General features: G+C 53.8%; 12 protein-coding genes and 1 other annotated feature. Of the genes, 2 read left to right on the top strand and 10 right to left on the bottom strand.

Going from position 1 to position 12,400, the window contains the following annotated elements; genetic code table 11:
- Positions 1 to 10: 10 nt before the first annotated feature.
- The 10 genes from hisH to NNL38_RS04720 form a co-directional block, all read right to left on the bottom strand.
- Complete coding sequence (gene hisH, locus NNL38_RS04675; RefSeq protein ID WP_255389865.1) at positions 11 to 649, bottom strand: imidazole glycerol phosphate synthase subunit HisH; 639 nt, start codon at positions 647 to 649, stop codon at positions 11 to 13.
- A complete protein-coding gene (hisB, locus tag NNL38_RS04680) occupies positions 649 to 1,719 on the bottom strand; it encodes a bifunctional histidinol-phosphatase/imidazoleglycerol-phosphate dehydratase HisB (protein WP_439651375.1) in 1,071 nt (356 codons plus the stop codon). The genes hisH and hisB overlap by 1 nt, the downstream gene beginning before the upstream one ends.
- A gap of 27 nt (positions 1,720 to 1,746) precedes the next feature.
- Positions 1,747 to 2,793: a histidinol-phosphate transaminase gene (gene hisC / locus NNL38_RS04685; protein ID WP_255390561.1), complete on the bottom strand. Its 1,047-nt coding sequence runs from the start codon at positions 2,791 to 2,793 to the stop codon at positions 1,747 to 1,749.
- Between the two features lie 8 nt (positions 2,794 to 2,801).
- Positions 2,802 to 4,127 (bottom strand): histidinol dehydrogenase, encoded by a 1,326-nt coding sequence (hisD, locus tag NNL38_RS04690; RefSeq protein ID WP_255389866.1) that lies wholly within the window; start codon positions 4,125 to 4,127, stop codon positions 2,802 to 2,804.
- A gap of 4 nt (positions 4,128 to 4,131) precedes the next feature.
- Positions 4,132 to 5,028 (bottom strand): ATP phosphoribosyltransferase, encoded by an 897-nt coding sequence (gene hisG, locus NNL38_RS04695; RefSeq protein ID WP_255389867.1) that lies wholly within the window; start codon positions 5,026 to 5,028, stop codon positions 4,132 to 4,134.
- Between the two features lie 36 nt (positions 5,029 to 5,064).
- Positions 5,065 to 5,203, bottom strand: a sequence feature (His leader region).
- 171 nt (positions 5,204 to 5,374) lie between these two features.
- Complete coding sequence (locus tag NNL38_RS04700; protein ID WP_255389868.1) at positions 5,375 to 5,557, bottom strand: hypothetical protein; 183 nt, start codon at positions 5,555 to 5,557, stop codon at positions 5,375 to 5,377.
- A gap of 236 nt (positions 5,558 to 5,793) precedes the next feature.
- Complete coding sequence (locus NNL38_RS04705) at positions 5,794 to 6,324, bottom strand: YchJ family metal-binding protein (RefSeq protein ID WP_255389869.1); 531 nt, start codon at positions 6,322 to 6,324, stop codon at positions 5,794 to 5,796.
- A 3-nt stretch (positions 6,325 to 6,327) separates the two neighbouring features.
- Positions 6,328 to 7,554 (bottom strand): EAL and HDOD domain-containing protein, encoded by a 1,227-nt coding sequence (locus NNL38_RS04710; RefSeq protein WP_255389870.1) that lies wholly within the window; start codon positions 7,552 to 7,554, stop codon positions 6,328 to 6,330.
- A 349-nt stretch (positions 7,555 to 7,903) separates the two neighbouring features.
- Entirely contained in the window at positions 7,904 to 8,650 is a 747-nt protein-coding gene (gene lpxH, locus NNL38_RS04715; RefSeq protein WP_255389871.1) for a UDP-2,3-diacylglucosamine diphosphatase, read from the bottom strand.
- Between the two features lie 43 nt (positions 8,651 to 8,693).
- Positions 8,694 to 9,191 (bottom strand): peptidylprolyl isomerase, encoded by a 498-nt coding sequence (locus NNL38_RS04720; RefSeq protein ID WP_255389872.1) that lies wholly within the window; start codon positions 9,189 to 9,191, stop codon positions 8,694 to 8,696.
- Between the two features lie 409 nt (positions 9,192 to 9,600).
- Here NNL38_RS04720 and cysS point away from each other — a divergent pair, with 409 nt between their 5' ends.
- A complete protein-coding gene (gene cysS / locus NNL38_RS04725; protein WP_255389873.1) occupies positions 9,601 to 10,983 on the top strand; it encodes a cysteine--tRNA ligase in 1,383 nt (460 codons plus the stop codon).
- Positions 10,984 to 11,244: 261 nt separating this feature from the next.
- Positions 11,245 to 12,336 (top strand): glycerophosphodiester phosphodiesterase, encoded by a 1,092-nt coding sequence (glpQ, locus tag NNL38_RS04730; protein WP_255389874.1) that lies wholly within the window; start codon positions 11,245 to 11,247, stop codon positions 12,334 to 12,336.
- Positions 12,337 to 12,400: the final 64 nt, after the last annotated feature.

Below are 12,400 nucleotides of genomic sequence, written 5' to 3' on the forward strand. Positions count from 1 at the left end.
CGTTATTCAGTCACATCGTTAAAAAGTTTTTGATCAGCTGGGCACCGGCCTTGCTGGAGCGTTCCGGGTGGAACTGGACGCCGTAATAGTTTCCGCGCTGTACGGCAGCACTGAATGGCTGACCGTATTCACAGCGGGCGATGGTATACCCGGCCGGGGCATCGGCCTCAGAGACCGGCATCGCATAGCTGTGGACAAAATAGAAATAGCTGCCCGCCGGAATACCTTGAAACAGCGGATGATCGGCAACGGGAGTGACCGTATTCCAGCCCATGTGCGGCAGCGGCAGCGCGCCGGTCTGCATCTTTTTCACCGGTCCGTCACACAAGCCCAGGCAGGGTACCAGCTCGGTGCCGCTCTGGCCCTGCTCTTCCGAGATCGTTCCCAGCAGCTGCATCCCAAGGCAGATCCCGAGCATCGGCTGCTCGACTTGTTTGATCAGTTCGATCAGGTTGCGATCGCGCAGGTTCTGCATTGCTTCACTGGCGGTACCGACGCCGGGCAGAAACAGTTTATCTGCCGCGAGCACCACGGCCGGATCCTTGCTCACGGTGACCTGATAGCCCAGCCGTTCAATGGCGAAACGGACCGAGGAGACATTGGCACAGCCGGTATCGATAATGACAATACGCTGAGAGTTGGTGTCCATTACAGTACTCCTTTACTGCTCGGCAGTTCGTTGCCTTCGACCCGGATTGCCTGGCGCAGGGTGCGGCCAAAGGCTTTGAACAGGCTCTCAACAATGTGGTGATCATTGTCACCGGCTGACGAGAGGTGCAGGGTACAGGCCAGGGTATCGGTCAGGGAGCGGAAAAAGTGCGACACCATCTCGGTGGAGAGATCGCCAACCTGCTCGCGGCCGAACTTGGCCTCGAACTTCAGGTACGGGCGGCCGGACAGATCCAGCGCGCATTGCGCCAGACATTCATCCATCGGCAGGCTGAAGCCGAAGCGGCCGATGCCGCGCTTGTCGCCCAGCGCTTGTTTCAGCGCCTGGCCCAGAGCCAGTGCGGTATCTTCAACACTGTGGTGATCATCAATGTGGAGATCGCCATCGACACTCAGTTCCAGGCGGAAGCCGCCGTGGGTGGCGATTTGATCCAGCATGTGATCAAAGAAGCCCAGCCCGGTCTGGATTTGGTTGCCGCCGGTTTCATCCAGGTTCACCTTCACCCGGATGTCCGTCTCTTTGGTGGTACGCACCACTTCGGCGATCCTTGGGTTGGTGGTGAGATCTTTGACGATCTGTAGCCAGCCCATGGTGTGCGGGTTGTATTGGATCCCGCGAATCGCCATGTTTTCCGCCAGTTGCAGATCGGTTTGCCGATCGCCAATCACCGCTGAGTGGGCAAAGTCGACCCGGCCTTGTTGGAGGTAGTCTTTGACCATGCCCAGCTTGGGCTTACGGCAGCTGCAGTTATCTTCCTCAAAGTGCGGGCAGATCAGCACATCTTCGAATTTGATCCCCTGCGAGGCGAAGATGTCCATCATCATCTGGTGCGGGGCATCGAAATCGGGTTGCGGGTAGCTGTCGGTGCCCAGGCCGTCCTGGTTGGTGACCATCACCAGGGTATAGCCAGCGTCCTGCAACTGGAGCAGCGCCGGGATCACAAAGGGCTCCAACTGAAGTTTATCCAGCCGATCAACCTGAAAGTCTTCCGGTGGCTCGACAATCAGGGTGCCGTCACGGTCGATAAATAGTATTTTTTCCTTGCTCACAATTTCTTCCTTTGATGTTTATCCGGCTTAGCGCTGGCTTAGTTGCTTGCGAATAAAGGCCAGGGTTTTTTCACATTCGTCACGGTTACCGACACTGATGCGGATACAGTTTTCAACCGGGGAGCGGCGCAGAATAATGCCTTGATCCCACAAGGCGCTGAACAGGCTCTCGGCATCGGGGAACTGCACCAGCAGATAGTTGCCGTAGCCTTCATATACGGTGACACCTTCGAGCATGCTCAGGCCAGCCTGGAGATAGGCGCGGTTGGCATTGAGATCCAGCACCTGGAATTTGGTTTTGGCCAGTCCGGCCGGGGAGAGTGCCTGGACTGCAATGTCACTGACCGGGACGGGCACCGGGTACGGGGCGATGATCTTCAGCATCAGCGCGATAATGTCCGGATTGGCCAACGTGAAACCACAACGCAGGCCGGCCAGAGCGAAGGCCTTGGACAGGGTGCGCAGGATCACCAGGTTGGGATAGCGCTCCAGCAGATCGACAGTCGAGGCTTCCGGGCAGAAGTCGATATAGGCTTCATCCATCACCACAATCGCCTGATCGGCGGTCATATCGAGCAGGGCTTCAATATCGCGGCGGTTGATCAGGTTGCCGGTCGGGTTGTTGGGACTACAGACGAAGATCAGTTTGACGCTGTCCAGGTTGTCGCGGATAGCCGGCAAATCAAGCTGCCATTCCTCGGTGAGGGGAACCTTCTTGGCGGTGACATCGAATGTCTCGGCGCTGATGGCGTACATGCCGTATGTTGGCGGACAGTACAAAATACTGTCGGTATTGGGCTCGCAGAAAGTGCGGATCAGCAGCTCGATGCCTTCGTCGGCACCGCGGGAAGTCAGCACTTGTTCGACCGGTACTTTGGCATAGTCGGCATAGGCCTGGAGCAGCTCTTGTGGCTGGCAGGCGCTATAGCGGTTGAGCCGATCACATTGCAGCTTATATTCATTGGCAAACGGTGACTCATTGGCATTGAGCCAGATGTCCCCGCTGCCGCCGAGGCGGCGGGCAGATTGATACGGGGTCAGGTCGCGGACCGTTTTTCGGGCCAGTTTGGTTATTGTCATGGTTAGGCTTCCTTGGCCGGCGACAAGTCATCCGGCTGCGCTTGTTGTAGTTTTTCAATCCGGATCGTCACGGCGCGTTTGTGCGCATCCAGGCCTTCGGCTTCTGCCATGGTGACGACAGTGGGCGCCAGTTGTTGCAGGCCGCTGGCTGATAATTCCTGGACGGTCATCCGTTTCGAGAAATCTGCCAGCCCGAGGCTGGAGTAAGTGCGGGTATAACCATAGGTCGGTAGCACGTGGTTGGTGCCGGAAGCATAATCGCCGACCGACTCCGGTGACCAACTACCGAGGAAAATCGACCCGGCGTTGTCAAGTTGAGAGACCAGCTCACGTGGGTTCCGGGTCTGGACAATCAGGTGCTCCGGCCCGTAGTGGTTGGAGATCGACACGCACTGGGGCAGGGTATCGGCAATGATCAGCAGGCTGGAGCCCAGCGCCTCGCGGGCAATCTCTGCGCGCGGCAGCAGTGCCAGTTGTTGCTGGATCGCATCGGCGACGCGATCGGCCAGGCTCGGCTCAGGCGTGACCAGCACGACCTGGGAGTCCGGGCCGTGCTCGGCCTGGCTCAGCAAATCGGCGGCGATGAACTCCGGATCGGCGGTCGCATCGGCGATCACTAGCACCTCTGACGGGCCGGCCGGCATATCAATTGCCGCGCCGCGAAAGTCATTGCTGACCTGGCGCTTGGCTTCGGTGACATATGCGTTGCCCGGGCCAAAAATTTTATCGACCTTGGTCACGCTCTCAGTCCCGTAAGCCATCGCTGCCACCGCCTGGGCGCCGCCGACATTATAGACTTCATCAATCCCGCACAGCTTGGCGACATAGAGGATTTCGTCGGCAATCGGCGGCGGTGAGCACAGCACCACTTTGCGACAGCCGGCAATTTGAGCTGGTACGCCGAGCATCAGCACGGTTGACGGTAGCGGTGCGCTACCGCCCGGAATGTAAAGGCCAACCGAGTTGATGGCGCGCGTCACTTGCTCGCAGACGACACCAGGCTGGGTTTCCACCTGAATCGGCGCTTGTTTCTGCGCTTTGTGGAAGGTCTTGATGTTACTGTATGCCTGCTGCAGTGCCTGTTTCATCTCTTCACTGAGGTGCTCGGCTGCCGCTTCGATCTCATCCCGGCTGACGGGAATTTGCGCCGGGCGAACCCGGTCGAATTTTTCGGTCAGGGCGAGTAGTGCCTCATCGCCACGCTGGCGCACATCCTCGATCACCCCGGCAACGGTGGCAGTGATATTGGCCCCTTCTGCGATGGCCGGACGTTGTAGGAGTGACTCGCGCTGCGCATCGCTTAATGACTGCCAGACGACTGTTTTCATGATATCACTCCATCATCTTTTCAATTGGCAACACCAGGATTGAGCTGGCCCCGAGTTCTTTGAGCTGCTCCATAGTTTCCCAGAACAGGTTTTCGGCACTGACCAGATGGACAGCAACCCGTTGCTTGTCGGCAGCCAGCGGCAGCACTGTTGGATCTTCTGCGCCCGGCAGCAGGGCGATCACTTGCTCGAGGCAATCGGTCGGCGCGTGCAGCATGATGTATTTCGACTCTTTGGCTTGCAGAACACCCTGCATCCGGGTCAGCAGGCGTTCAATCAGGGCTTGCTTATCGATACTGAATTCGCCGGTGCGCTGGATCAGCACTGCTTTGGAGCGCAGGATCACTTCTACTTCCTTCAGGCCGTTGGCTTCTAACGTGGCGCCGGTGGAGACCAGATCACAGATGGCGTCGGCAAGGCCGGCACGCGGGGCAACTTCGACGGAGCCGTTGAGCAGACAGTGGCTGAATTTCACGCCTTGCTCATCCATGTATCGCTTGACCAGCTGCGGGTAGGTGGTGGCAATGCGTTTGCCTTGCAGATCCTGTGGCCCGTTGTACTTGGCATCCTTGTCGATCGCGATCGATAGCCGGCAGCCACCGAAATCCAGGCGGCGCAGGAGTTCATAGTTGCATGGCTCATTTAAGGCGGCACGCTCCAGGCCGACTTCTTCAAGTTCGTTTTCGCCGATGACGCCTAAATCGACCACGCCATCCATGATCAGGCCTGGAATGTCATCATCGCGAACCAGCAGCAGGTCAATCGGCATGTTTTCAGAGTGGACCACCAGGCGTTCACCAACCAGATTAAACTTCACACCACAGCGGCGCAGTAGGTCCTGGCATTCTTTGCTCAAGCGTCCTTTCTTTTGAATTGCAATTCGTAGTCGTTGTGTCTGCATTGGTATTTCCCTGTATTCAATTTTTTTGGTCCGAAAATGAAAAAGCCCTCGGAAGTAAGTTCTTCCAAGGGCCCTGAATTTGGTGGCTTCGATTGAGCGCTGGAAGAGTCGATTTTCGTCTTCCAGAGTGAGGCGTATCCTCCCGAAAGACTAGTCAGGATGATGATGGTGATGCAGGCTTACCATATTGATACGCATAATTATTTACTCTGTTTAAATCGTTATTTGCTCGTTGCTTGTACTTCACACTAACCAAGCTGATTTTATTTTGCAACAGGATTTTTACTGAAAGATTAAAATAAGTGAAAACCCTGTTGGATGACGTGGCTCAACTGTCGCCGCTCCGCTAGACGTAGATATCCAGCAATCCTCTACGGCGGCGTTTTTTTGGTTGCTCCTCCGGGCTGCCTTGAGCGTCCTTCTCCGGCTCTGTTACTTTTTGCTTGCGCTCATCAATCAGGGAGGCTTGAGTGACTTTTTTCAGCTGCTTCTGCGCGGTCAGGGGCAGTCGTTGATTAGGATGAATCATCTCACGGTCTCTTTCGTTGTGGGCTTGTTTGTTTTATCGACAACGATTGATACGGATTGAACAAAAAACGCTCAGCCTGTTTGAGTTTGTGGGCGAAATATGAGGTGGTCCGGAAAACGCAATGAAATTGGATGCAAAGACACTTGGCGCAGGCGCTTTCGGTTTCCATGGACTACAGGCAGTTAGACGGCCTGCCGTGATCCCACGACAGGCGAACTTTCACAGCGGAAGCCGGGTTATCCGCAGCACTTTTTGAATTTTTTGCCGCTGCCGCAAGGGCAGGGGTCGTTACGCCCGACTTTATGGCTCACGGCTGGCGCAGCGGGGGCGGTGTCCGCTGATGACAGCGTTTCATCGGTATGTGGGTATTCGCCGTCAATGTAATACCATTGCTGGTGCTCACCGACGGGTTCACGGACAAAACGTGATTTTTCGTGAAGACAGAAGGTCTCATCACCGTCACGGTAAGTGGCCTTGAACTCAACAAAGCCCTCGCTATTATCTGCTATTTCGCTGCTGATCACCGCCAGTTCAAGCCACTGGCTATGGACGGACTCGGCAATAGCGTCACGGTGCTGCTCGGCCTCGCAGCTCGGATGGTAGGTGGCGACAACAAAATCAACCAGCCCCAGCACATGGGCGCTGTATCGGGCGCGCATTAGCTGTTCCGGATGCTGGGCGCGACACGGGTCACGGTGGATTGGTTGGCAGCAGGCAGACAAAAGCTGCTTGCTGCCACAGGGACAAAGTTGGGTTGTGGTGGTCATGAATTAGTCGGCTGATGATTTCTCAATAAAGGAACTCCATTGTAAAGATTCCAGATAGAGTTCTGCAACGACTGATTCAGGGACGGCCAAGGTTCGACAAAGCTGGGCGACCTCGGCCCAGTTGGCCTGATCATAGGCCTGGCTGAGTCTGAGGATCATCCCCAACGGGCCTTGCTGGTGGATCACTGCGGCTTTGACTTCATCACTGAGCGGCAGCTGGGTAATGAGATCTTCAATGGGGTGATCGAGCAGGGAATCCAGCAGCGAGAACAGGCCGGCCAGGAAGGCCTGGCTGCCGGAGATCGTCTGGGAAATTTGCTTGCTCAGCCGCTCAGAAAATTGTGCCCGCTGCACCGAGAGACCGTAAAGTGAGCGGGGTTTCCTTTCTGCGGCATGTGCGGTAGCGACGAAGCTGATAAACCGGCGCAGCCGCTCTTCGCCAAGGTAAACCAGCGCCTGGCGGAAAGAGGTCACAGGCTTGGCCTGGGCGGAGGTCATGCCGTTGACATGGCGCAGCAGTTTATACGAGAGCGACACATCGTTGGCGATGATGGCTTCGACCGTATCGAAGTCCACGATGTCCTGACTGATCTCCTGGAACAGCCGCATGGTGGTCAGCGCACAGGGGGTTAAGGTTTTGCGCTGGATCATTTCCGGCCGGCTGAAGAAGTACCCCTGAAACAGGTCAAAGCCAGCTTCATGTGCTGCCTCAAATTCTTCGTGGGTTTCCACTTTCTCAGCGAGAAACTTCAGGTGCTCGACCCGATCACGCTGGCGGCGAATAAAAAAGCCGGCTTTGGCGATAGGAGTGATTTGGATGTCAAATTTGACGAAGTGGACATAAGGCAGGAAACGGTTCCACGCTTCACTTGGCACAAAGTCATCCAATGCCAGCAGGTAGCCCTGCTGATGGAGTTCTATGACCGCTTCAAGTAGTTCATCGGTGGGCTCACAGGTCTCCAGAATTTCAATGATGAAACTCTTTTTGGCAAACATCAGTGGCACACGCTGGATCAGGCTGCAATAAGGGAAATTAATGAAGGCAAGTTTTCCCCCGGTGGCTTTTTTGGCGCTATGGGTAAAGAAATTATCGGCTAATAGCCGGTTGGTTGCCTGTTCATCCCCAACATCAGGAAAACAGTTGTTGGGTCCATCGCGAAACAGCAATTCGTAACCAACAGTTTCTTTGTTTCTGTTCAGAACAGGTTGTCGGGCGAGGTATGAATGCATTTATTTTTTATATGGTTATACCGTTTATTGCGGCGATTTTTAGGATCATGGCGGTTGTATTGAGCATACTACAAAAGTTTTTGTCGCCACTTCGTGATATTTCTAGCAAATTGATTCAACAGGCTAACGCGATTTTTAGCCTATTTCCGCATAAATTATCCCTGATGGACTCAGTTGTGACAAGGTTTGTGATGTCAACCCGGATCACACTGTTAATGGTGAGTGTGGATTTATCGTGCCACAGGAGTTTTACGTGTCAATGATGCGCTGAGATGGATACGCTGAAAAGTTCTGGCAAAGCACAAAGGTACGTATTGGGTACCTTTGTGACAGTTGCGTCCCGGGGTGTTTAGTCAGCCGGGTGGGAAGTGTCGGCAAATGCCCGGGTTTGCAACTCACATCCTTGCGGCGTGCAGACCAGAACCGAACCGTGATCATACCAATCACCCAGGACGATTCGTCGGGCGGGTTGACCCTCGACCATGAGCTGGTGGATCGCGGGACGATGGGTGTGGCCGTGGATCATAGTGTGGACCTGATGTTCAGCCATGACCTTGACGACTTCTTCCGGCGTCACATCCATAATGGTTTGCTGTTTCTCCTGGTTCGCCTTGCTGCTGCCCTGACGTAGCTGATTGCCGATACGGCGGCGCAGTGCCAGCGGTAGGCGAAGGAAGAGCCATTGAATCAACGGATTATGGACTTTTTTACGATAAGCCTGATATTTTTCATCCAGGGTACACAAGGTGTCGCCATGCAGGATCAGGGTCGGCTGACCGTATAAGTCAATCACCGCATGTTCCGGCAGCAGCGTCACTCCGGTCTCGCGGCTGAACCGTTTGCCGATCAGAAAATCGCGGTTGCCATGGATGAAGTAGCAAGGGGTCCCGGTATTGGTCAGCTGCTTGAAAGCGGTTTTGATTTGTTGATGAAACGGCGAATGATCATCGTCACCCACCCACATCTCGAAAAAATCACCCAGTACATACAACGCATCGATGCCCTGAGCTTCCTCTCGCATAAATGTCAGGAAACAGTCGGTCATATCGGTACGCTCTGCGCTGAGGTGCAGATCGGAAATAAATAATGTCGTCATAAGAAAAGAAGGGCGACCGGAAGGCCGCCCCTGAGAGTATGATTTACTCTTCGATGGTTACGCTGTTGATCACGACTTCTTCAACCGGAACATCCTGGTGAACGTAGCCCCAGTTACCGGTGGCAACAGCTTTGATTTTGTTGACAACGTCCATGCCTTCAACGACTTCGGCAAATACACAGTAACCCCAGCCATCAGGTGTCTCTGATTTGAAGTCGAGGAATTTGTTGTCGTTGACGTTGATGAAGAACTGAGAGCTGGCTGAATGCGGCTCCATGGTGCGCGCCATCGCCAGCGTACCGACTTTGTTGCTCAGGCCATTGTTTGCTTCGTTTTTGATTGGCGCACGTGTTTCTTTCTCGACCATGCCAGAGGCCATGCCGCCGCCCTGGATCATGAAACCGTCGATCACGCGGTGGAACAGGGTGCCGTCATAAAAACCGTCACGGCAGTACTGGAGGAAGTTTGCACATGTTTCAGGCGCTTTTTCTGCATTAAGTTGGATTTTGATATCACCAAAAGTGGTATGAAGCGTTACCATGAGCTTGTCCTTTAATGGATGTCTACTGTTTTAAACATTGAATTCTAACTGACTAAGGCAAAGCGTCAATATGATCCGGGATCAATCACTTATTGCTGAGAGCCGGGGCGGATATTTTCTCATCAGCTGCCGGATGTCATGAGCCATTGTGGTTGAATATCAACCGGATTAGGTCTCATCTGGTATAACTATAGGTGAACCATCCATGAAACGGTAAATTCCGCGAGCGTGGGATGGCTTGTAACGTCCGGAACGATGAGATCGGCTGCTCAATCGCCCTGGTGTCCGCTCCTGTGGATTGTCATGGGCGATGAACGCAGGTTTGCCGCATTTTTCCTTGCCTTAACCGGTTATACAAGGTGTAATTACCTGTCTGAATGTAACCCCATAAAATGAGTAATTACGAGACATGTTAAAGATCTATAACTCGCTCACAAGACAGAAAGAGGAATTTCAACCCATCCAGCCTGGTAAAGTAGGCATGTACGTCTGTGGGGTTACCATTTATGATTTGTGTCACATCGGCCATGGCCGGACATTCGTGTCATTCGATGTGGTTTCACGCTACCTGCGCTATTCAGGCTACGACCTGACGTTTGTGCGTAACATCACTGATATCGACGATAAAATCATTAAACGTGCAGCGGAAAACGGCGAAAGCTGTGATTCACTGACCGAGCGCCTGATCGGCGAAATGTACGCCGACTTTGATGCCCTGGGCATGAAGCGCCCGGATATCGAGCCGCGTGCCACCGACTACATCGCAGAAATTATCGCGATGTGTGAACGCCTGATCGAACGCGGTTTTGCCTACGTGGCCGATAACGGCGATGTGATGTTTGAAGTCAGTAAATATGACGAGTACGGCAAGCTGTCGAAGCAGGATCTGGAGCAGCTGCAAGCCGGTGCCCGGGTCGATATTGACACCGCCAAGCGCAGCCCGCTGGATTTCGTGTTGTGGAAAATGTCCAAGCCGGGTGAGCCGACCTGGGAGTCGCCTTGGGGCCCTGGCCGTCCGGGCTGGCACATTGAGTGTTCAGCCATGAACTCGGCTATCCTGGGTGATCACTTTGATATTCACGGTGGTGGCTCGGATTTGCAGTTCCCGCACCATGAAAATGAAATTGCCCAGTCTTGCTGCGCCAGCGGTGCCCAGTATGTGAATACCTGGATGCACAGCGGCATGGTGATGGTGGATCGCGAGAAAATGTCCAAATCGCTGGGGAACTTCTTTACGATTCGCGATGTACTGGCGCACTACGATGCCGAAACCGTACGCTACTTCTTGATGTCCGGTCATTACCGTAGCCAGCTGAACTACAGCGAAGAGAACCTCAAGCAGGCGCGTGCTTCTTTGGAGCGCCTGTACACAGCACTGCGTGGTCTCGACAGCACGGTTGCGGCGCAGGGCGGTGAAGCATTTGTTGCGCGCTTTAAAGACGCAATGGACGATGATTTCAACACGCCGGAAGCTTACTCGGTGTTGTTCGACATGGCTCGTGAGATTAACCGCCTGAAAGCGGAAGATCTGGCAGCGGCTTCAGCACTGGGCGCTGAGATGCGCGAGCTGGCGGATATCCTGGGCCTGCTGAGCCAGGATCCGGAAGCCTTCCTGCAAGGCGGTGCCGGTGAAGAAGACGATGTGGCAGAAATTGAAGCGCTGATCCAACAACGTCTGGATGCCCGTGCGGCAAAAGATTGGGCGGCTGCCGATGAAGCGCGTGACAAACTTACTGCAATGGGCATCATCCTCGAAGATGGCCCGCAGGGGACGACCTGGCGTCGCAAGTAAGTTCGCGATTGCTGTTTATATATATCTTTTTGAAAACCGGAGCTATTGCTTCGGTTTTTTTATGCTGTTCAGATGTGCCTGGTATAAAAATGTGAGTTTGATCGCCTTTCGCGGCGATCATCGACATCGATGTACAGAAAAGATCACATTTATGCCATGTTTCTGTCATGATTTTTTCGCAAATCATTATTATGTTGAGCGTTTATGAGTGTTTGTTTCGCATTCACTCAAATTTAATTGCTCTGATAGTTGGTGATAATAATGAAAAAGCACTCTCTTGCTGCGCTGATCGGTGCGAGCCTGTTGGCCATCCCTGTACTGGCTCAAGCCCAGTCGTCTGTTGATACATCTGCAAATGAGAAAATTGTGGTTGCTCACCGCGGTGCATCCGGCTACCTGCCGGAGCATACCCTGCCGGCCAAAGCCATGGCGTATGCGATGAAACCTGACTATATCGAGCAGGATGTAGTGATGACCAAGGACGATAAGCTGGTGGTGCTCCATGACCATTACCTGGACCGAGTGACGAATGTCGCCGAGGTGTTCCCGGAACGTGCCCGAAAAGACGGTCGTTATTACGCCATTGATTTCACGCTGGCGGAAATCAAACAGCTGAGTGTGACCGAAGGCTTTAATCTTAAAGACGGCAAGCAGGTTCAGGGGTTCCCTGAGCGCTATCCGATGTGGCAGTCTGATTTCAAAGTCCCGACGTTGGAAGAAGAAATCGAAATGATCCAGGGCCTGAACAAGACACTGGGCTATGACATTGGTATCTATCCTGAAATTAAGGCGCCTTGGTTCCACCGTCATGAAGGTAAAGATATCAGTCAAGCCGTGCTGAAGGTCCTGAAGCAGTACGGATACACCAGCAAAGCGAGCAAGGTCTACCTGCAAACGTTCGACTTCAATGAGTTGAAGCGGATCCACGATGAACTGATGCCGGCGATGGGCATGGATGTGAAACTGGTTCAGCTGATGGCTTACACCGACTGGAATGAGACCATGATCTACAACGATCAGGGTCAGGCCCAGCCGTATAACTACGATTGGATGTTTGCCAACGGTGGGATGGAAGTGATTGCCAAATACGCCGATGGTATTGGTCCTTGGAAACCCATGGTCGTTTCCGATAAATCAACCAAGGGGAATATCAAACTGACCGGATTGGTGAAAGCGGCGCATGCACAAGGGATGCAGGTTCACCCGTACACTTTCCGCAGCGATACTGGTCGTATTCCGGCTTACGCGAATGATTTCAGCGACATGCTGGATATCTTCTACAATACTGCCAACGTTGACGGTGTGTTTACCGACTTCCCGGATAAAGCCGTGAACTTCCTGGATGCCAAGTAAGCGAAGCATCGCTGAGTGGCACAACAAAGCCAGTCGTTCTCGACTGGCTTTTTGCTTCAGGCTA

Source organism: Photobacterium atrarenae, assembly GCF_024380015.1.
GTDB lineage: Bacteria > Pseudomonadota > Gammaproteobacteria > Enterobacterales > Vibrionaceae > Photobacterium > Photobacterium atrarenae.

What these genes read in the sequence shown, in the direction of transcription:
- hisD (WP_255389866.1), bottom strand. Translation starts at nt 4,127, where the DNA reads ATGAAAACAGTCGTCTGGCAGTCATTAAGCGATGCGCAGCGCGAGTCA.
- cysS (WP_255389873.1), top strand. Translation starts at nt 9,601, where the DNA reads ATGTTAAAGATCTATAACTCGCTCACAAGACAGAAAGAGGAATTTCAA.
- NNL38_RS04700 (WP_255389868.1), bottom strand. Translation starts at nt 5,557, where the DNA reads ATGATTCATCCTAATCAACGACTGCCCCTGACCGCGCAGAAGCAGCTG.
- hisH (WP_255389865.1), bottom strand. Translation starts at nt 649, where the DNA reads ATGGACACCAACTCTCAGCGTATTGTCATTATCGATACCGGCTGTGCC.
- lpxH (WP_255389871.1), bottom strand. Translation starts at nt 8,650, where the DNA reads ATGACGACATTATTTATTTCCGATCTGCACCTCAGCGCAGAGCGTACC.
- NNL38_RS04710 (WP_255389870.1), bottom strand. Translation starts at nt 7,554, where the DNA reads ATGCATTCATACCTCGCCCGACAACCTGTTCTGAACAGAAACAAAGAA.
- NNL38_RS04705 (WP_255389869.1), bottom strand. Translation starts at nt 6,324, where the DNA reads ATGACCACCACAACCCAACTTTGTCCCTGTGGCAGCAAGCAGCTTTTG.
- hisG (WP_255389867.1), bottom strand. Translation starts at nt 5,028, where the DNA reads ATGCAGACACAACGACTACGAATTGCAATTCAAAAGAAAGGACGCTTG.
- glpQ (WP_255389874.1), top strand. Translation starts at nt 11,245, where the DNA reads ATGAAAAAGCACTCTCTTGCTGCGCTGATCGGTGCGAGCCTGTTGGCC.
- NNL38_RS04720 (WP_255389872.1), bottom strand. Translation starts at nt 9,191, where the DNA reads ATGGTAACGCTTCATACCACTTTTGGTGATATCAAAATCCAACTTAAT.